The sequence below is a fragment of the Vibrio sp. 1457 genome (assembly GCF_033340195.1).
Lineage (GTDB): Bacteria > Pseudomonadota > Gammaproteobacteria > Enterobacterales > Vibrionaceae > Vibrio > Vibrio alginolyticus.
Genome location: NZ_JAWOWA010000005.1, coordinates 195,999 through 215,982 on the forward strand (window position 1 = coordinate 195,999; position 19,984 = coordinate 215,982).

Below are 19,984 nucleotides of genomic sequence, written 5' to 3' on the forward strand. Positions count from 1 at the left end.
TGACTTTAAAGATATTGTGTTAGAGCAAAGCCGTATATCGTCTCCTTATGCGATTAGTCAAAATCACTCTAAAGATTTTTCTGATGCTTATGTTTCGGCACTTTATCACATCCAAACTGATACTACTGCGCTAGAGAAATACGAACCTTTAGTTGAACTGCTCTTGGAGCAAGTGCACGAAAATGGCGATATATTGAGAGTCTTATATCAAGCTGATGTGTTTGAGCCTCCCTATGAATTATTAGCGAAGCTTCGCTTTTTAGGGACTGGGAATACTGTGAAGTATTTGCAGTTTGTTTTATGGACGTTGATAAACAATCAAATCTGTTCATACATCGATGAGCTAAACAGTGAAATCATCGGTCGTTTAGATTTCATACAAAGCCAAGCTTCTGCAAGGTCGTTGAGTTCTGTTGAAGAGGGTATAAACGGTTATAAAAAAGCACTTAACCACTTCAAACAAGCACTTCCTGACGTCATTAGCCAAATTTTCGAAACCAAAAATGACACCCTAATTTCTATATCGGCAATGGCCCTTGGGAGTACCGTTAACATAGCGAGCCAATCTAGCTTTGCTACTAATTTAGGTAGGGTTAATGCGGTGGTGTACACGAAGTCAAACAACTTGAACCGCCCATCATTTGTCACTTTTGACGATAACTTTTCTGACTAGGACATTTAAATCATGGATGCAGTTTTTCCGATAGCGCAACGAGAAGGTGACGCTTACTACACGCTCAGTGATTTTACGAAATTGTTTGATCAAGCTAAGAGCGGTCGTTATTTAATAGGACAAGGGTACGGTTGGCATAGTGGCATTCACTTAACATCAAAAATGTTACCGTGGGGGAAAGGGCTCAGACCTATTCAAGCGATGCTTGATGGAAAAATAGTGGCATTTCGCATAAATCCTGATTACCTAACATCAACGTACCAAGAGCAAGAGTTTAAGTATAGTAATAACTTTGTGCTTATCGAGCATGAGGCTGTAAACCCCGAAGATAATGAATATGTATTTAAGTTCTATACACTTTATATGCACCTTGCGCCACCTTCAGATATTGGCGCCAATTCATCTATAACCACGCGTTACCGTTTACAAGAAGCGAGAAATGTACGCACTTTCAAACATAGTGATGTGCCTACTAATTCTGGTGAAAAAAAACAGTCGATGTCTAAAGGAACATTACTTGAATACCTGTATGCAGAAGAGAAGGAGACCCATCCATACCAGATCGACAAAAATACCTACAAAATGATAAAGTGCCGTGTGGTAGAGAATGGTAAATCGGCAAGTGGTAGCGAAAAAGCACTGTTAAACAAGATTGTTTGGTTTGCTTCGGGTCTCAATAGTGACTTTGACATTTTAGAAGATTCCTCTGCTGTCCTATCAGAACCAGTTTCAGAACCTAAATGGATGTCGGACAAGGCGGCAATGATTAGGGACGGTAGTGTGGTTTCTTTACTCCCACTCCTATTTAGAGAGGGGATAAAGGTTTCAGCTGGGGAAGATATCGGTTACATGGGACTGCATGAGTACAGTAACGATGCAATTGGAACTAAGAAAGAAGATAATCGTGTGCATATCGAGATGTTCTCTTTTGAGGAGCCGCCCGAATTTTTCAAAAAACAGATTTCTCCCAAAAATGCGGAAGAAAATCCACTTGTTGTTCTCGATGGGGCCGATAGTAGCGGTGCCGTTGATATGAGTAATTCGTTTATTCAGCAATTACTTGAATCTGTGACAGAAGATCAAGTAACGGACTTCTCCTCGTTCACTGCTCGCGATGCCAAAGTATACTTAGACGGTAAGCGTAAACACTTTGAGCGATTTATTGTGAAACATCCTACAGATTGGCATACAGAGTCGTCACAAAGTCTTTATGAATCAATCCATCAGACCGCAAAGGAAGCTCTAGATATTAAGTGCTCCGCTGGTTTTGTGACTATAGAGGACTACCGTAACTCCCCATGGCGCGATCAAGTGATGGATAGCTTTGATCTTTTCTCGCAATTCGAACTGGAAAGAGCAGATAAGTTCTCATGGATGCAAGATTTACAAGGTGATTTGCAACTAAGCGATGATAAGAGCCTTTGGCATTATTGGCCTTTTGTTAATTCTTTTGTTTCGGGTTACTACGTGACTCAAAAGCAAATGAACCTGATGTTTCCAGCTTCTTCCCTCAGTAAAAGAGAAGAAGTGCGTGACTTATTTAATAAATATGCTAGTAGCTTTGAAATAAATACCAATGAACGAGCAGCACAATTTTTTGCTCAGATAAGAGCTGAAGTTGGTTCGAAACTAGAAGGTAATGAAGAGGACTTATGGTATTCTGTCGATAGGTTAAAAGAAATGTTTAAGCGTTACTTCAATAAATACCCTGAAGAAGCAGTTAGTCTTGGCTATATACGAATTGATGAAAGTGAATACAAAGCACTTTCACAGGCGGATAAGAAAAAGTATGTGAGAAGAAGAAGCTATTATTATAGCCAGCTTCCTCAGGAAGATGAGATAGCGAAACGTGTTTATTCTTGTGACTCACCAGATGGCCATTTTGTACTCGTCAAGGGAGGGGACGTTTCTGGATTGAGGTATAAGGGGAAGGGGTTTATACAGTTAACTTGGAAATATAACTATGACGCTGTTCAAACTAGATTGGAAAATAAAATTCAAGACTTGGGTTTTAATATTTCAGATGACCCTTACTCGGTTTTGAAAACCAAAGAAGGTTTTTTAGCTGCTCTTGGCTTTTGGGATGTTAATAATTTGAATGAGAAAGTGTCCGGAACTATAGCTAGTACAAATAGTATCACTAATGTTGTTAACTCACGCCTTCCACGTTCTGACAAAGAAAAAAGAACAAAGTATTTTTTGGATATATATGAGGTTTTATGTAATGAATAAATTTTTAGTAAGGTTGATCGTATTTATATCCTCAGCTTTATTTAGCTTTAGTTCTTTTTCTCAAGTTGAAGATTTATTTTTAATAGATCTTAAAAATAAAAAAGTTGAAATTGAGGTAAATAAAATTGATGGAGATTATTACTTTTCAAAATCTGAGCAACGTTTTTTAGGTCAAGATATATTGCTTGGTGATAATCAAATATCAACGATTTCAGGCAATGAGAGTAATTATCCTGATATTTTAGAAGATGATATTAATTATAAATTGATTATATCAAATACTCTAGTAAAGAAACTGGGTTATTCAGTCGACCAAAATGTTGGAAACAATATTATATTAACAACAACACAGGAAGATAATTCTAATTATAGTTTTGTTTTGGTTTATTCTTACAAAAATAATAAAATTGTTCTAACCGATGTTTTATATCTCGAAGAGAGTTTTGATAAAAGAGAAGGAAAAAAAACGATATATAAAGTCAATGTGCAATCTCCAGAGAGTATTATTAATTTGGAAAGTTATGATAGAAGAGCACTCTCTGATTTTATAGTTAACAATTTATATAAATCTGTACAAGATATGACGATCGACATTAACTTATGAACAGTATAGAAGACTAGAGTAGTTGTTGATGAATGTTTCATTTTTTGGAATGTCCGATGTATGTTCGCGTTCTCTATTTTGACAAGGCTCAGTATTGTTTTTATTTTTAAATTCAGTCGATAAACTTAAGTTTAATATGGTTTGTAAATTTATTAAGGTAGTGGGGTTTTTATTTATTTTTCCGTTACCATTTTTTGTAAATGCAGACTGCGAACAAGACCCTGTTGTATTTACATGTAATTTGGAAAATAAAGACGGTGGCTTGAAAGCTTGTTTTAATCAAGCCGAGAATTCGATGTACTTCGTTGTTGACGAAAATGGGTTGAAAACAGTTTATGCCCCACGAAAGGGGAAGAGTTTAGATAACTATAAATGGATAGATATTTCTCTTGAAGAACCTGAATTCATTCCTTTGAAATTTGAAGTAAATGAAAACAAGAATGCGTACTTTTCATTGACTAGAGGTGGTGGACGGTTGAGTGTCGTTGCTAGCTTCGTTGACATGATTGAAGATGAAAATGCTGTTGAGTACTACTGTGAATTGGGAACTGAAACAGCTCTGGATCCCAACGTTAGATTAAAAATAAAACACGTAAAGCCTAATGAGTTTGAAGCTTGGGGTTAAATAGCAATAGATTCCGGTGAGAGCCTAAATAAAATTCATTGTAATAAAAAGTTAGCTTTTCTAGAAAATCTACTCGAGACGTTTGGATAAGAAATGTTCAGATAAAAAGCGCCGAAAGGCGCTTTTTATTTTCTTTAAAATAAAGTATGGTCTCCCTCCTTTTAAAATGGTAAGTGTTGAATAATTATACAGTGGTTAGGTAAATGAATAAAATAACTAAACTCGCTTTGGCTTTGTCCGTATTGACATCTGTTGTTGGGTGTCAACTGGTCTCAAATACGCCGATGCAATCGACAGCAACGAAGGAAATAATTGAAAAAGCAAAGGCAGAGTTTGATGGACAACGTTTTTATAAGTTGAATGAATATGATGAAGAAATCAACGTTTCAGATGACGGGGTCATTACCTTCAAGTCTTACTTACCACGCAGCGGCGGTTATGAATGGGTACCAATTGTTATACGCGATACTAGTTTTCGTGTTTCTTGCGATTATTTCAGTGAATATGTTGAAGCTGGAATGGTTGTTCAGGTTCAGTTTGTAGGTAAACGCGGGCGCATTGAAAATTACGACAAGCAACGTTGTGAAGAGTACGGTGAGCCAACATGGCAATAAGAGCTGTAGACAATTAAAGCGCCGAAAGGCGCTTTTTATTTACGTTTTAGTTAACTGTTAGAAAAGATGTAGACCAATCTTCGGAAGATTAGGCAAGCAATGTGTAGTATCTGGTCACAAGTTGGTATGAACTTGCCTTTTAGAAAACGCTAATAAAATCGCTAAACAGCTACATGATAATAGAACGACACCTAAGTTTTGTACTGTTCCAGCCATCGCTAATCCCGTCCCGATCATGATGTAGTACATGAGCCCAAATAAAGCGCCTGCGCTACCTACCTGTTGTTTATAATCAACGAGTGCGTCACTGAGTGTATTGGGTATCGCAATCCCATAAGACATGACGACTAACACCATTGGAGCAACAAACCAGATTGATTGGCTCAGAATCAACACACCGACTGATCCCAAACTAAGCAATACTGCTGAGAGCCAAAGTGGTTGGCTTTTTCGAACATTTTTAGACACTAGGGATTTGTTTAAATAACTCCCAAGCAGAGTGCCTAACCCCAGTACCATGCCACTGTATCCAAATTGTTCGGAGTTATACCCAAGTGCTGAGAAAGTAAATGCGCCAAGCTGGTAATAAGAAAATAGAGCAATGTTATACAAAGCAACCAATAATCCTGAGCGCCAAATTCGCGCGTCTCTTACCATTTTCCAGCTAAGTTGATGCAACCGTACTGGTGTCTGTTCCTTCTGTGTTTCAGGAAGCTTAATAACGTTATAAGCGAGCAATACTAACGCGATTAAAAACAAGGCAAAAAACACATAACGGTATCCACCAAGCGCTGTAAGCTGCCCGCCTAATAGCATGCCAACTACCGGGCTGATTGATATACCCATCCCCATTAAGCTAAAGACTTTACTCAGTTCTTGACCGTCAAACGCGTCACGAAGCATGGTCTGTGTGACAACGGATCCTACCGCGATACCAAATGCGCTTAGGGCTCGCGCGGCCATGACAACAGCAAAGCTTTCGGTTTGAGTTGCGAGTAAAGATGCGCAACCATAGATAAAGAGCCCAATAAGCATGGTGGGCCTTCTTCCCAGTTTATCTGCGAGAACTCCCCAAACTACAACGCCAATGGCAAAAGCTAGGAAGTAGATCGACAATGTTTGGGCTGCTTGTGCGTGGTTTACATCAAATGATAGAGCGATTGAGCTCAACGCTGGGCTATAGATGGTTTCTACAATTTGCGGAAACATCAACATAACCAGCATGAGCCATAAAGAGGGCTTAGTATTCATATTGTTACCCATCGTTAATGAAGTTGGCGGGCAGTATAAATGAGGCTATGATTGATCTAATAACAACATAAAAACCAAATACATCAATATTCGGACAAAATGGCGCTTATTAACGAAAGAACACAATTTGATGCAGACAAGATTACTAATTATGTAGTGGGAATTGCTGCGGATATTGGCAAGCACGACTCAGGTATGCATATGCACAAGAAAGGGCAGTTATTGTACGCACCTCAAGGTTGTATGAGTTTTGCTCTGGAAGACTCGATTTGTATTTTGCCACCGACAAAGGCGGTTTGGATCCCACCTAATACGCCGCATCGCGCACTAATGACGAATGTGGTGGCGTATCGATCTTTGTATTTTGATTGTGAGGAGTTTGCCTGTCCAAGTAAGATCACGATGATAGAAGTGAATAATTTACTCCAAGCTCTTATTGATAAAATGTCATTTTGGGAGTGGGATAAGCCTAGCAGCGAGATGGTAAATACGACGGCGCTTTTTTGGGAGGAGTTTTATGCTGCGAAACGTTATTCGTTTCAGTTGCCTTTGCCATCGCATCGGCGCTTAACAACGTTTCGTCGAGAGTTGGTTGAACCTTCATTTCTAGCTCCTTCGCTTATTACTCTTGCAAACAAAGTAGGGGCGAGCACCAAGACGGTAACACGATTATTTAAGTCGGAAACGGGCATGAATTATCAAGATTGGCGGCAACAGTGGAGGCTTTTAAAAGCATTTGAATTGTTATCAACGGGCATGCCAGTCAGCGCAGTTGCCGATTGGCTGGAGTTTTCGTCAGACAGTGCTTTTATTGCATTTTTCAAAAAGCAAACTGGACAAACACCTCTGACGTTTATGAAAACCAAGCCTTAAGCGTCAAAATGCTCACACTCTTTCTAGAACAAACCCCAGGTTCACAGGCTCAGCCTATAAAGCATACATAGACAGGTACCAACGTGCAGGTTACTTGTCTTTACTCTGCAGTTTGCGAAAGTATTGCGTAGTAAAATCAACAAAGGCTCGGATGCGTTTTGGTTGATGTCGGTCGTGATGATAAAGGAGTGAAAATTCCACACTCGGAATGCTCCAATTGGTAAACACTTCTTTTAGCTTGCCTGTCTGGAGTTCTTGTTGACAATAAAGTGCTGGCACACGGATGATGCCATTTCCCGCCAAGGCTGCTTTTATCATTACTCTGCCACTCTTACATCGTAACTGTCCACGTATCTGGTGTTCCGTTGACTGCTTTGTATTCGTGTTCTCAAATGCCCACCGTGTCACACTACCTGTCAAACAAACGTGTTTTTCTAAGTCCTTTGGATGAGAAGGATAGCCATATGTTTCTAAATAGTTTGGGCTTGCGTATGTCCCCATTTCCACATCGATCAGTTTGCGAGCGATAAAGTTGGAGTCGTCTAACTTTCCCATTCGAAAAGCGATATCGAATTCATCCGCGATTAAATCGACACGATGGCTACTAAAATCTAAGTTAATGCTCACTTGTGGGTGTTGGATTAGAAATTGAGCAACGATATCTGCGACAACGTCTTCTCCTAAATAGCCCCCCACACAGTTGATACGAATGTCACCTCTTAAGTCTTCTACATCATCAACCACTGCCATAACAGCTTGATCAATATTGTGAAGGGCAGTTTCACACTGTTTATACAGAACCTTGCCTGCTTCGGTGAGGTTCAGTGTTCGAGTGGTCCTTTGTAGCAAAGTGACACCAATCTGTTGCTCCAGATTTGTTATTTGACGTGAAACGTGTGAGCGAGAAACGCCAAGTTGCTCTGCTGCTTTCGTGAAGTTTCCTAGTTGAGCGATTAGGACGAAAGAGCGAATATCCGCAAGGTTGATGTGTGTTTGCATGATGACTTCTTCATAATTCAAAAAAGTATTGTTGCAGTATAACAACAGTGTTTCAACTAGGCCGGTATATATCAACAAACAAAGTTTTCTTAAACTTACCGCCACTGATGTAAACCGTTCGATTAAGGATTCAAAATGAAAAAGTTAATTGTTATTACAGGCGCTAGTTCAGGCATTGGTGAAGCGATTGCACGTCACTTCAGTGAACAGGGCCATGCTCTTCTTTTGTTAGCAAGACGTGTAGAACGTTTGGAAGCATTAAACTTACCAAATACGCTTTGTGAAAAGGTAGATGTGACCGACAAAGCTTCTTTTGAGGCTGCAATTGAGAAAGCTGAAGCGTTGTATGGTCCGGTAGATGCACTTGTAAATAACGCAGGCGTTATGCTTCTCGGTCAGATAGATACTCAGGAAGCATCGGAGTGGAAGCGCATGTTTGATGTGAACGTAATTGGTTTGCTCAATGGCATGCAGTCCGTCCTAGCACCTATGAAAGCACGTAACAGTGGTACGATCATTAACATCAGCTCTATCGCGGGCAAGAAAACATTCCCTGATCATGCTGCTTATTGCGGTACCAAATTTGCGGTTCATGCTATTTCTGAAAACGTACGTGAAGAAGTTGCGTCATCGAATGTTCGCGTTACGACGATTGCACCTGGTGCAGTGGAAACGGAATTACTTTCACATACAACGTCTCAAGATATTAAAGATGGCTATGACGCTTGGAAGGTGGATATGGGCGGCGTGTTGGCAGCAGACGACATTGCACGAGCAGTGCTGTTTGCTTATCAGCAACCGCAAGGTGTATGTGTTCGTGAAATTGCTTTGGCACCGACAAAACAACAACCTTAACATTGAGTTACGGCGATTTTAGGTCACTAAAGCCGTAAAACTTTGCATATCGATTCGTGATTGAGATGGCATCTTTAAACTAAGTTGCGTGAAAATTTAGGTCATCCATTTAAATCCGGACACTAAGTGTGTTATTGCTTATACCCAAGTTACTCAAGGTGAGAAAAAACTTTGAGTAATTTGGGTTTTTATTTGGTCTCAATTTTAGGTAGCGGAATTTATTTAGGTCGAAGGCGATAGTTGTGAAGAAAGGAGAGTGTGACGTAAAACAAAATGAAGCAATATCCGTCTCTTAATGAGAATTGATTTCATCAACGTCACAAGCCGTTACAATTATCCGTTAGGTATTATACTTTGTGGGTGGTTAATATTTAACCAAACAAGGAGGTGTGTATGAAACGATTCGCAAACATACTTTTTGCAACACAAGGATTGCCAGGCCATAGTGACGCCCTCGAACAAGCGATGAGGATTGCATCTAGCAACAAAGTGCCTGTCTCAGGGCTAATAGCGTGTCCTGATTTCCCAACAGACATGATCCAGTATCAGCAAAGTTATGAGCAATCGCTGCAAGACTCCCTCAAACAAAGTATTCACGAATACAGACAGAAGCTGGGACTCTCTGAAGAGGATCTCGCATTTCCTCTTACTGTGAAAAGCAGTGAAAAGCCCGCTGTCTGTATTATTCAAGAAGCATTAGCTGATAACAAAGATCTCATCATCAAAGACGCTGAACCGCTCGGTGAAGGTGCTGAGGGTTTCAAAGCTATTGATATGACTCTGTTACGAAAATGCCCTTGTCCGCTTTGGTTGCACCGACCAATTGATAAGCCAAGAGATAAACGCCGTGTTGCTGTGGCTATCGACCCATTAACGGCAAGCGATGAACAGCACTCATTAGCCGTGCGTTTACTCGAATTATCGCGTTCGATAGCCGACACCTGCGATAGTCGTTTACACGTGATTTCTTGCTGGGAGTATTACTTAGAAAACTACCTTAATGGTAACGCTTGGATTCAAGTCGATGATGCTGAGTTGAAACATGAACTCGATAAGGCAAAAGCCGATCATAAACAAGCTCTACAACAGCTGTTGGAGGAGTCTGGGATTACAGGTGAAATTGTGATTCACCACCTGCATGGAAAACCCGACGAAAAGATTCCAGATTACGTAGAGAGTATTGAGGTAGACGTGCTGGTAATGGGAACCTTAGCGAGAACTGGTATATCTGGCTATGTCATTGGTAATACGGCTGAAAATATTTTGCAATCGATTAACTGTAGTTTGGTCGCTCTTAAGCCCGATGGTTTTGTCTCACCGATTCAGTAATTGGGGTGTAACAAAGTTGGGTTTAAGTGATGTTTTAGGTAAAGGAGGGAGATGGATCTCTAGAACATGGAATTATCAATGTATCAATAAGTTATCAGAGGAGAGTGACATGAAAAACCTATGTCCGAAATGCCACACAGAAATGATAGAACGTTCGAATGTTTATGTTTGTCCGAGAAATGATATCGGTGACTGCACCTACGATGCATTCGAGTTAGCTGATGACGATAATCCATATACATTCAGCCAAGAACACGTAAGTAGTGACCTACGTTCTTATGCCGTAGCAGACAGCAAATAGCGGTTTGTATCGGCGTTCCTCTAAGTAGCACTCAGTGATTACTGTTTGCTACTTTTCCCTTGGTTTCATGATCGTTTTTGAAGCGCTTGGGCTAAAACAATACAGTGGAGTTTGTCATTTGCGCCGGATAGGGCGTATCTTCTTATAATAACGAATGGGCTGCGATGTTGAATAACATAACGGGTAAAGAAAACCTACCGAAAAACCTAGATAATCAGTTGGTCTTACTGATTTTCCCTGCGCTGCCAGTTTTAATCTTCTCTTTTCTCTTCTATATCTATACTCCTGCAGGCGTGAGCTGGAATGCGGAATGGATACCAAGCCTCGATATCAACCTTAGCTTTAGATTAGATGGTCTTTCATTTCTTTTTGCGGGACTGATCAGTGGGATTGGCGCACTGATTCAAATCTACGCTTTGGCTTATTTACGAGAAAGTGATAGCCGGTTTTCCTTTCATTTGTATCTAACCCTATTCATGCTTGCCATGCTAGGGATTGTGATGAGCGATAACATTCTGTTGTTATTTGTTTTCTGGGAACTCACCACCATCACTTCTTACTTACTGATCGGGTTTAATCACGAAAATAAAACGTCTCGGAAAAACGCCTTGCAGTCGCTGATTGTTACCGGTGCTGGTGGACTAGCGTTGCTAGCTGGTCTTATCTTGCTGGGAGCAATGGCTGGGAGTTATGAGCTAAATACCATTATCGAGCAGGCAGACACTATTGCGCAGCATGAATGGTTTATCCCATCTCTAGTGCTCATACTACTCGGTGCATTTACTAAATCTGCGCAATTCCCGTTTCATTTTTGGCTACCTAACGCGATGGCAGCTCCCACTCCGGTCAGTGCGTATTTACACTCGGCAACAATGGTAAAGGCAGGCATTTACCTATTAGCACGTTTATCGCCAGTTTATGCCCACAGCGAGATCTGGTTTTATGCTTTAGTCATCACTGGGAGTATCACGGCCATTTGGTGCACATTTGTCGCATTAAAACAAACTGACTTGAAGCTGATGCTAGCCTACAGCACGAATGTTGCTTTGGGTAAATTAACATTATTACTAGGTATGGGCACAGATTTGGCCGTTAGTGCGGTATTGATGTTTATTCTCGCTCACTCTTTCTATAAAGCTGCGCTGTTTATGGTGGTGGGTAATATCGACAAAGCGACAGGAACACGAGATATTGATCAATTGTACGGTCTGAAGTCAGTTCTCGTCATCAGCATGGTTGCGGGGAGTTTGGCTGCATTGTCTAAAGCGGGGTTCCCGCCGTTGTTAGGCTTTTTGAGCAAAGAATACATGTACAAGTCCGCAGTAGAGCTCAATAACTGGATCGCCTTTGTACTTTTAATCGTGAATATACTGATGGTCGCGCTAACCATTATGCTTATTGCGAGACCATTCTTTGCTCGCCGTGATCTCGTGCCGATTGAAACTAAGCCAGTTGAGACAAAAAAAGCCATGTGGATCTCGCCTTTGCTCTTGGCAGTTGGCAGCCTCCTAGTTCCGTTATTCGGTTTGAATTGGTTAGATCGCAATATTATTTTTCCGGGCTCTGCTGACATTCTGCCCACAGCAACTCTTAAAGAAACATCACTATGGCATGGCGTGAATGTACCGTTAGTGTTAAGCGTTATTACGCTAGCGTTGGGGTATGTGGTGTACCGTGTTTATCCAGCTGTGTTTGCATTTTTTCAGCGGTTACATCTATTCGTCCCCAAAGCGGAGAATATTTTTGAACGACTATTAGATGGCATGATGACAGTGGCGAAGTGGCAAACGGCGCGGTTACAGCAAAAGAAATTGAGTCGCTATGTCCTATTATTTTTCACGGTACTTGCCGTTGCGTTACTGAGTCAGGTAGCGCTTATTCCTCTGCCTTTGGTTGGCGAACTTTCAAGTGTCACTTTCTATGAGATTGGTATTGCCTTATTGTTGATTGGTGCTGCGCTCGTATGTACGTTGTCCCACGCAAGACTTCTTGCGATTTCTGCGCTTGGTATGATTGGCTTCATGACCACGCTTGTTTTTATGATTTATAGCGCCCCGGACGTTGCGAAGACTTTACTGTTAGTGGAAACATTAATGGTGGTCTTTCTTGCATTGTTAATGCGTCATATGCCACGTCTAACCACCGTGCCCAAGCATTCAATAAAACGTAAAGTAGCGAATATTTGCATAGCAGGTGTGATAGGTGTTTCGGTTACTTTACTTTTGTTAGGAATCACGTCTCAGCCGATGGACTCTTCGGTGTCAGATTTCTTTGCAGAAAACAGTGTCCCGGGTGGACATGGGCGAAACATTGTTAACGTTATTCTGGTCGACTTTCGCGCATTTGATACATTGGGAGAAGTTGTTGTCGTTGTTATTGCAGGGATTGCGGCAGTGAGTTTGCTTAAGACAAGAGCGAAAAAGCAAAATCGTATCCAATCATTAATTTTTGCAACCACGGCACACATTGTTTCGGCACTCATGCTCGTATTTTCAGTGTATCTGTTGTTACGTGGTCATAATGAACCGGGTGGTGGCTTTATTGGTGCGTTGATTGCCGTTATTGGTTTATCACTTCTCATGTTCGCGGAATCACCGAAATACGTTCGTTCTAGGTTGTATTTCAAGCCGTTTCTCATTGCGTTATCTGGCATCGCATTGAGCTTAGTTTCTGGTGCTTTGAGCTTTGCGTTTGATAAACCGTTTTTGACCGGACTGTGGTGGAAAGATGTGATACCACTAGGGACGCCATTGGTTTTTGATGTTGGTGTTTACCTTGCCGTTATAGGTGGCGTGATGGGTATGCTGCTTCGTATTAATGAGGAGCTAGAGTGATGGAAATAGTCTGGAGTGTTGTCGTTGGAGTATTTGTCGCAGCAGGTGTTTATTTAATGCTTGAAAAGCATATCTTGCGTCTTTTGTTCGGCATCATGTTACTCAGTAGTGCGGTTAACCTTGCTATTTTTACCGCTGGGAGGCTGACGCCCGGAGAACCGCCATTGATTGGCGATAATGCTCTTTTACCACCAGATAGCGCGGCAAATCCTTTACCTCAAGCGCTTATCTTAACTGCGATAGTCATCGGTTTTGGACTGCTTATTTTTGCTTTAATGCTGTTCTATCGAGCTTATAAAGACACTGGAACTGCAAACGTCGATGAAATGCAACGTTCTGAGGAGGGTCAATGAGTTCGATTTTGCTTACGTTACCGGTTGTTCTCTCGCTGAGTACGGCGTTGACTATCTTCTTCGTCCGTCGCTCAACAAAAAGTGTTGAGTGGTTGAGCGGAGTAAGTGCGATTTCGAACCTTTTCGTAGCGGGCTTTCTCACAGAAAACATCATAAATAATGGTATTCAAGCCGTTGCTTTTGGTCAGTGGAGTGCGCCATTTGGTATCGTGTTTGTCGCAGATTACCTCAGCGTTGCTATGGTGATGATAACGGCGGTGATTGGTGCGATATGTGTTTTCTACGCGATGGCGGACCTTCACCGAAAGCCCTCCTATAGCAATTACCATGCGTTAATGCACATGTTGCTTGCTGGCGTTTATGGCGCTTTCCTGACTGGAGATATTTTTAATCTGTATGTTTGGTTTGAGGTCATGCTCATTTCATCATTTGGTTTAATGGTGTTAGATGCAACGAAAACTCAAGTTGATGGTGCAGTAAAGTACGTCATGTTGAACCTGATTTCGACGCTGGTATTTTTGCTTGCTATCGGCTTGTTGTATGGCGCAACGGGCACCTTGAACCTGGCCGATCTCTACACCAAAGTAGGGGAAAATGAATTGAGCATCAACATGATGCTGTCCGCGCTGTTTTTGTTTGCCTTCTCTATTAAAGCGGCACTCTTTCCTTTATTTGCTTGGTTGCCAGCTTCTTATCACACGTTACCAAGCGGTGTGGTTGCACTGTTTGCCGCGTTGCTTACTAAAGTCGGTGTATACGCGTTGATAAGAGTCTTCACCTTAGTATTTCCGCTCTCCGAGAGTGGCTGGCAACCGACGTTAATTTGGGTCGCAGGGCTAACCATGTTAACGGGCGTTTTAGGAGCGGCTAGCCAATTCGACATTAAGAAAATTCTTTCTTTTCATATTATTAGCCAAATAGGCTATATGATCATGGGGTTGGCTATTTACACTCCCTTAGCTTTAGCCGGTGCCATTTTCTACATTGTTCATCACATCATTGTAAAAGCGAATTTGTTCTTAATAGGTGGATTCATCGAGCGCAAATATGGCTCTAGTCAACTTGAACATTTGGGTGGGGTATACAAAGCTATGCCTTGGTTAGCGTTCTTGTTTCTTGTCCCTGCGTTTTCTCTGGCCGGTTTCCCACCGCTATCGGGTTTCTGGGGAAAGCTATTGGTCATCAAGTCGAGCATACAGGCTGAGTATTACTGGTTAGCAGGTACCGCGTTATTGGTGGGGTTGCTTACTGTCTACTCGATGACGAAAATTTGGAGTGAGGCATTTTGGAAAAAGCCATTTAGAGAGAAGCCAGAACAGACTCTGCAGGCCAAAGTACATTGGTTGTACTGCGTTCCAATTATTGTATTGACAACGTTGACGCTAATCATTGGCTTAGTGGCGGAGCCTTTTTATCAATTTTCCGTTCAAGCTGCAGAACAACTGTTAAATCCGACTGAATACATCAGAGTGGTGTTAGGAGGAAATGCATGATCTATCTATTCCTCAATTTTTTCTTAGCGTTAGCGTGGATGATGCTTAATGGCAGCTATTCGAGTCTGAATTTTGTTGTCGGATTTACGGTCGGCTTTTTTGCTTTAAGGTTGAGTCAACCATTTGGATTGAAAACGAGCTATTTTCAACGTTTTGCATCTGCATTGAAGTTATTGGTGTACTTCGCTTATGAAATGGTTATATCGGTTGCGAAAGTGGTGTGGGACGTCGTGACACCTACTCATTTGAGTCAGCCTGATATCGTTTATGTCCCTCTGGAGGTCGATTCTGACCTAGAAATCACATTACTGGCGAACATGGTTTCTTTAACACCGGGTACGCTTAGTTTGGATGTTACGGCTGATAAAAAGTATCTTATCGTTCATGCCATGTTTGCACCTGAACATGAAGAGGTTATTCGCGGAATTAAAGATGGGTTAGAGCATCGAATTTTGGAGGTGACGCGTGGATAGTTGGCTGCAAATAACGGTCACTTTTGCCTATTCTGGGCTACTACTCAGCTTTGTTATGGCTTTTGCTCGTTTAATTCTAGGACCAACGCTAGCTGATCGAGTTGTGGCGTTAGATCTGATTTCATTTATCACTATCGGATTTATTACGGTTTACACCTTAGACAGCGGTGAGGACGCTCTGTTAGACATCGCCATTACATTAGGTTTGGTCGCATTTCTCGGCACGATCGCATTTGCACGTTTGATCGTTAAAAGAAAGGAGAAAGAATAATGGACGTGTTGATTGGACTATTTTTATGCTTAGGAACATTGTTGACCTTGGTTGCAAGTCTAGGTGTCCTGAGGCTTCCTGATTTGTATACCCGAATGCATGCAGCGACCAAAGCTGGAACTGTCGGAGTGAGCTGCTTGTTATTAGCGGTCGCTTTCTCACTCCCTGAAGTTACCGTGATCTCTCGGGTTATCGGTACGATGTTGTTTATCGTTCTCACTGCGCCAGTCGCCTCCCACCTGCTCGGCAGAGCAATGCGAGAGGTCGGATATAAGATTTGGCGTAATGATTAACCATTAGCGTCGAATAGTACTACGCCCTAGTTGAAATAAACTCGAAGCTGTATTGATGAAGTCGGAAGTAATTGACGGTATATTCAAATGCACGACCATCTTCTAGGTAACCAGTGGACTCAACTTTTAGAATAGGGGAAGCTTCTGATTCATTCAGGTATGAGGCCGTCTCTGCATCTAACAAGTACGGTTTGACAGACTGACTGCTTTTCGCAATTTTCAATCCTTTGCTATTTTCAATGTACTCATATTTAGAACCATTCATTATGGCTATGCTCAAGTCTGGAAATAACATTGCTGGCATATGAGTGACTTCGTAAATTTCAGGCTCATCATTAATACATCTGAGTCTATGTATTTCATATGTATCATCATTGGGCGAGAGATTTAACTGCTTAGCAACCTGCTCATTCGGCTTTTTAAGTTCGAACTTTATGACTTGAGAGCTAGGCGTTTTCCCCTGTTTACTGACTTCCTCGATAAAACCCAGCAAATGTAAGGCATCATGTTGGGCTTTTAGATCGTTTACATAAGTTCCACTACCTCTTGTCCGACTAATTAAATTATTGTCGACCAGAATTTGTAAGCTTTTTCTGATGGTTACGCGGCTTACGGAAAACTCTTCTTGCAAATCACTCTCTTTTGGAAGCATCGATTTCGGTTGTAGTTCCCCATCTTTGATCTTTTTTTCTAATCGTTCCGCAATGTCTATGTATTTGGGTTTCATAATACCTCGCTAAGTCTTGGACCATGATAGCAAGAATGTGATCTGAGATGTAGTTAATACTTTTCCTTAGGATCTTTGTGTGATTTTTATCTCGTATCTTTGTGCTTATACTTTAAATGTATCATAAAAGTATTAATACTTACTTTATACATTTTCAGGATAAACATTTGAGGTAGCGAAATGAAACGTCAAAAATTAACGATTGTTGGTGCTGGCAGTACATACACACTTGGTATGATGAACAGCCTTATTGCCGAAAAAGATAACTTTCCACTCGCAAAAGTCGTGTTTTACGACATAGATGAGAAACGCCAAGAGTCGAATGCATTAGCTACTGAAATTCTATTGCGAGAACACTATCCAGAAGTTGAAGAGTTTGTTTATACAACGGATAAATCTGTCGCATTCGCAGATTCGGACTTTTTCTTTATACAGATCCGCACTGGTGGGTTGGCCATGCGCGAGCGCGATGAACAAATCCCGCTATCCAACTCTTGTGTTGGGCAAGAGACATGTGGCGCGGGAGGAATGGCATATGGACTTCGCTCTATCGGCGATATGATCCAGCTAGTGAACGAGATCCGACAAACGTGTCCAGATGCGTGGATTCTTAATTACACCAACCCAGCGGCAATTGTCGCTGAAGCTTTAAATCGTGAATTTCCGCATGATAAGCGAATTCTAAATATTTGTGATATGCCAGCAGCGATTATGGTCAGCTATGCGCAATTGTTAGGGTGTGAAATTTGGGACTTTGTTCCTGAATATTTTGGGCTTAATCACTATGGCTGGTTTACCAAAATTCGTAACAAACAGGGTGAAGACTTAACGGATAAAATTAAAAATATCATCCTAAAAGAAGGGATCAGTGCGGTTGATGCGGAAATAGCGGATGACCCATCGTGGCAAGCCACATTCAAAAACATGAGAACAATGCTTGCTGATAATCCAGAGTTTTTGCCGAATACGTATCTTCAATACTATTTGTACCCTGAAAAAATGGTGGCGAAAGAGGATATCAATAATACTCGCGCAAGGCAGGTAATTAACGGCCGTGAGAAACGAGTGTTCGAATTGAACGCAAGAATAATTGAAGCGGGCACCACGAAGCACGAAACACTGCATGCCGATATCCATGGTCGATACATGGTGAGAGTTGCGGCTTCGCTTGCCTACAACTTGAGCGATGTGTATCTCGTCATCGTACCGAATAATGGTGCTATTACAAATTTACAAAATGACGCCATGGTAGAAGTTCCAGCTGCGCTAACTAGTGATGGACCGAAAGCTTTTACTGTAGGAAAAATCCCAACCTTCCAAAAAGCCATGATTGAAAGCCAACTTGGTTACGAGAAATTAGTCGTGGATGCTTGGTACGAAGGAAGTCAGCAAAAGCTGATTAATGCACTCACACTTAACCGTACCGTGGTTAATGTGCCAAAAGCTAAAGAAATAACAAAACAATTACTAGAAGAAAATAAAGCCTACCTTCCTCAATTTTTTCAATAACAACTGGACGTTCGGGGCCTACTTGTAGGCTCCGTGAATGAAACAAGAGGTTTATATGAAAGACATTATTCAAAGGTTCGGAGCCGCGATGTTTGTTCCCGTTCTATTATTTCCAGCAGCGGGCATGTTATTGGGTTTCTCTGTTGTGCTGTTAAATCAAGAAGTGTTTCCTTGGGCACTAGAGGGGAGTGCTTGGGTTAAAGTCTCGACGATCATTTTACAGGCATCTCTCGCTGTATTTAAAAATATGGCACTTATTTTTGCCGTTGGGTTACCTATCGCTTTAGCTAAAAAAGCATCTGGTCGCGCTGTACTTGCAACACTCGTTTCCTACATTACGTTTAACTACGTTATTGGTGGAATCCTTCAATTTTGGGGACCAGAACTGGGCGTGAACTATACGGAAGGTGAGCGAGGTTTGACTGAAGTTGGTGGCATTCTAACGCTTGATACCAACTTGCTAGGTGCCATTTTAATTGCAAGTCTCTCTGTTTGGGTTCACAACCGATTCTTTGATAAAAAGCTACCGGATTGGGCGGCTGTATTTGGCGGAACGCCATTGGTTGTGATCATTAGTTTCCCCATTATGGTCGTGATGGCAATTCTAACTTGTTTGACTTGGCCAAGTATTCAGCATGGTATTAACAATCTGCAATCATTTTTGGTTTCTGCTGGATCGTTAGGGGTATGGCTATTTACGTTTTTAGAGCGAATCATGATACCAACGGGGTTGCATCATTTCGTATATGGTCCCGTTTTTTATGGGCCAGTTGCAGTCGATGGCGGAACGGTTGCCTATTGGATTCAAAATATACAGACATTCGCCCAGAGCTCGGAAAGTTTAACGACACAATTTCCTCAGGGTGGTTTGATGTTGACGGGAATGGGTAAAGTGTTTGGTTGTACGGGTATCGCACTAGCACTCTATTCAGTTGCGAAAAAAGAAAATAAAAAGATGGTGATGGGGTTAGTGCTCGGAGCCGCAATCACAGCAATTCTTACAGGGATCACCGAACCAATAGAGTTTACATTCTTATTTATCGCACCTGCGCTGTTTGCTTTGCATGCGTTGTTATCTGCGACAATGGCAACGATCGCCTTTATGTTTGGTGTTTCCGGTAACTTTCAGACTGGCTTGATAGACTTCATTTTCCAAAACTGGTTGCCTTTGGCTGGTAACCATGCAGGAACATACGTGATTCAGATTATTATTGGTCTCATGTTTACTGGTGTCTACTTTGTTACGTTTCGCGCGCTTATTTTAAAATACAACATACTTACTCCGGGACGTGAAGGTGCAGATAGTAAGTTGTATTCCAAAGCTGACTACAAAGAAGCGAAAGCGGTCCATAACAGTAGCGCAAGTCCGTCACAAGCTAGTGCCTTTATTGAAGGTTTGGGTGGAAAAGAAAACATTGAATTGTTAACTAATTGCGCGACGCGTCTGCGTGTTAAAGTTAAAGATGTCTCTCTGGTAAAGGAGAACGCATTTTTCACACAGCACGGAGCGGTGAATATTGTTAGAAATCAAGAGAGCCTTCAAATCATCGTTGGTTTAACGGTGCCACAAGTTCGCGAAGATATGAGCCAACTGATAAAAGCTTAACCCCCAAACTAATGCTCCAGCTCATATGGCTCAAAGGTGAGATAGAATTATCTCACCTTTTTTGTGTAC

19 protein-coding genes are annotated in these 19,984 nt (G+C 41.5%); 16 read left to right on the top strand and 3 right to left on the bottom strand.

Annotated elements, in window-relative coordinates:
* Positions 1-685: 685 nt before the first annotated feature.
* The 4 genes from R7Z41_RS07575 to R7Z41_RS07590 all read left to right on the top strand — a co-directional run bounded on the left by R7Z41_RS07575 (position 686) and on the right by R7Z41_RS07590 (position 4,748).
* Entirely contained in the window at positions 686-2,905 is a 2,220-nt protein-coding gene (locus R7Z41_RS07575; protein WP_225477454.1) for a hypothetical protein, read from the top strand.
* Positions 2,898-3,509, top strand: a complete 612-nt coding sequence (locus R7Z41_RS07580; protein WP_065275211.1) for a hypothetical protein — start codon at positions 2,898-2,900, stop codon at positions 3,507-3,509. The genes R7Z41_RS07575 and R7Z41_RS07580 overlap by 8 nt, the downstream gene beginning before the upstream one ends.
* Before the next feature lie 94 nt (positions 3,510-3,603).
* On the top strand, positions 3,604-4,134 hold the full coding sequence (locus tag R7Z41_RS07585) for a hypothetical protein (RefSeq protein ID WP_225477451.1): 531 nt from the start codon (positions 3,604-3,606) through the stop codon (positions 4,132-4,134).
* A 203-nt stretch (positions 4,135-4,337) separates the two neighbouring features.
* Entirely contained in the window at positions 4,338-4,748 is a 411-nt protein-coding gene (locus tag R7Z41_RS07590) for a hypothetical protein (protein ID WP_054577796.1), read from the top strand.
* A 114-nt stretch (positions 4,749-4,862) separates the two neighbouring features.
* Here the strand turns inward: R7Z41_RS07590 and R7Z41_RS07595 are convergent, their stop codons facing one another.
* A complete protein-coding gene (locus R7Z41_RS07595; protein WP_225477450.1) occupies positions 4,863-5,999 on the bottom strand; it encodes a multidrug effflux MFS transporter in 1,137 nt (378 codons plus the stop codon).
* Positions 6,000-6,098: 99 nt separating this feature from the next.
* Between R7Z41_RS07595 and R7Z41_RS07600 the strand changes: the two genes are divergently transcribed.
* Positions 6,099-6,872 (top strand): AraC family transcriptional regulator, encoded by a 774-nt coding sequence (locus R7Z41_RS07600; RefSeq protein WP_065275213.1) that lies wholly within the window; start codon positions 6,099-6,101, stop codon positions 6,870-6,872.
* 90 nt (positions 6,873-6,962) lie between these two features.
* Here the strand turns inward: R7Z41_RS07600 and R7Z41_RS07605 are convergent, their stop codons facing one another.
* Positions 6,963-7,871 (bottom strand): LysR family transcriptional regulator, encoded by a 909-nt coding sequence (locus R7Z41_RS07605; protein ID WP_005373334.1) that lies wholly within the window; start codon positions 7,869-7,871, stop codon positions 6,963-6,965.
* A gap of 135 nt (positions 7,872-8,006) precedes the next feature.
* Here R7Z41_RS07605 and R7Z41_RS07610 point away from each other — a divergent pair, with 135 nt between their 5' ends.
* The 9 genes from R7Z41_RS07610 to mnhG all read left to right on the top strand — a co-directional run bounded on the left by R7Z41_RS07610 (position 8,007) and on the right by mnhG (position 16,073).
* Positions 8,007-8,726, top strand: coding sequence for an SDR family oxidoreductase (locus R7Z41_RS07610; protein ID WP_005373333.1), 720 nt, complete (start codon positions 8,007-8,009; stop codon positions 8,724-8,726).
* 393 nt (positions 8,727-9,119) lie between these two features.
* A complete protein-coding gene (locus R7Z41_RS07615; protein ID WP_318136345.1) occupies positions 9,120-10,055 on the top strand; it encodes a universal stress protein in 936 nt (311 codons plus the stop codon).
* Positions 10,056-10,164: 109 nt separating this feature from the next.
* Positions 10,165-10,356 carry a hypothetical protein gene (locus R7Z41_RS07620; RefSeq protein ID WP_005373328.1) on the top strand — a complete coding sequence of 64 codons (192 nt, stop codon included), beginning with the start codon at positions 10,165-10,167 and terminating at the stop codon, positions 10,354-10,356.
* Between the two features lie 164 nt (positions 10,357-10,520).
* Positions 10,521-13,190 carry a hydrogen gas-evolving membrane-bound hydrogenase subunit E gene (mbhE, locus tag R7Z41_RS07625; RefSeq protein ID WP_206970217.1) on the top strand — a complete coding sequence of 890 codons (2,670 nt, stop codon included), beginning with the start codon at positions 10,521-10,523 and terminating at the stop codon, positions 13,188-13,190.
* Positions 13,190-13,543 carry a Na+/H+ antiporter subunit C gene (locus R7Z41_RS07630; RefSeq protein ID WP_017633704.1) on the top strand — a complete coding sequence of 118 codons (354 nt, stop codon included), beginning with the start codon at positions 13,190-13,192 and terminating at the stop codon, positions 13,541-13,543. The genes mbhE and R7Z41_RS07630 overlap by 1 nt, the downstream gene beginning before the upstream one ends.
* Entirely contained in the window at positions 13,540-15,036 is a 1,497-nt protein-coding gene (locus R7Z41_RS07635) for a Na+/H+ antiporter subunit D (protein WP_186585403.1), read from the top strand. Before R7Z41_RS07630 ends, R7Z41_RS07635 begins: the two co-directional genes overlap by 4 nt.
* Positions 15,033-15,509, top strand: coding sequence for a Na+/H+ antiporter subunit E (locus R7Z41_RS07640; RefSeq protein ID WP_005373320.1), 477 nt, complete (start codon positions 15,033-15,035; stop codon positions 15,507-15,509). Before R7Z41_RS07635 ends, R7Z41_RS07640 begins: the two co-directional genes overlap by 4 nt.
* Positions 15,502-15,780 (top strand): cation:proton antiporter, encoded by a 279-nt coding sequence (locus R7Z41_RS07645; RefSeq protein WP_005373317.1) that lies wholly within the window; start codon positions 15,502-15,504, stop codon positions 15,778-15,780. The genes R7Z41_RS07640 and R7Z41_RS07645 overlap by 8 nt, the downstream gene beginning before the upstream one ends.
* Positions 15,780-16,073 carry a monovalent cation/H(+) antiporter subunit G gene (mnhG, locus tag R7Z41_RS07650; protein ID WP_005373314.1) on the top strand — a complete coding sequence of 98 codons (294 nt, stop codon included), beginning with the start codon at positions 15,780-15,782 and terminating at the stop codon, positions 16,071-16,073. Before R7Z41_RS07645 ends, mnhG begins: the two co-directional genes overlap by 1 nt.
* A gap of 19 nt (positions 16,074-16,092) precedes the next feature.
* On the opposite strand, the gene R7Z41_RS07655 is transcribed toward mnhG, so the two are convergent.
* Positions 16,093-16,800 carry a GntR family transcriptional regulator gene (locus tag R7Z41_RS07655; protein WP_054730587.1) on the bottom strand — a complete coding sequence of 236 codons (708 nt, stop codon included), beginning with the start codon at positions 16,798-16,800 and terminating at the stop codon, positions 16,093-16,095.
* A 180-nt stretch (positions 16,801-16,980) separates the two neighbouring features.
* Between R7Z41_RS07655 and R7Z41_RS07660 the strand changes: the two genes are divergently transcribed.
* Entirely contained in the window at positions 16,981-18,309 is a 1,329-nt protein-coding gene (locus R7Z41_RS07660; RefSeq protein ID WP_005373308.1) for a 6-phospho-alpha-glucosidase, read from the top strand.
* A gap of 55 nt (positions 18,310-18,364) precedes the next feature.
* Positions 18,365-19,915 carry an alpha-glucoside-specific PTS transporter subunit IIBC gene (locus R7Z41_RS07665; RefSeq protein WP_017633701.1) on the top strand — a complete coding sequence of 517 codons (1,551 nt, stop codon included), beginning with the start codon at positions 18,365-18,367 and terminating at the stop codon, positions 19,913-19,915.
* The last annotated feature ends 69 nt before the right edge of the window (positions 19,916-19,984 follow it).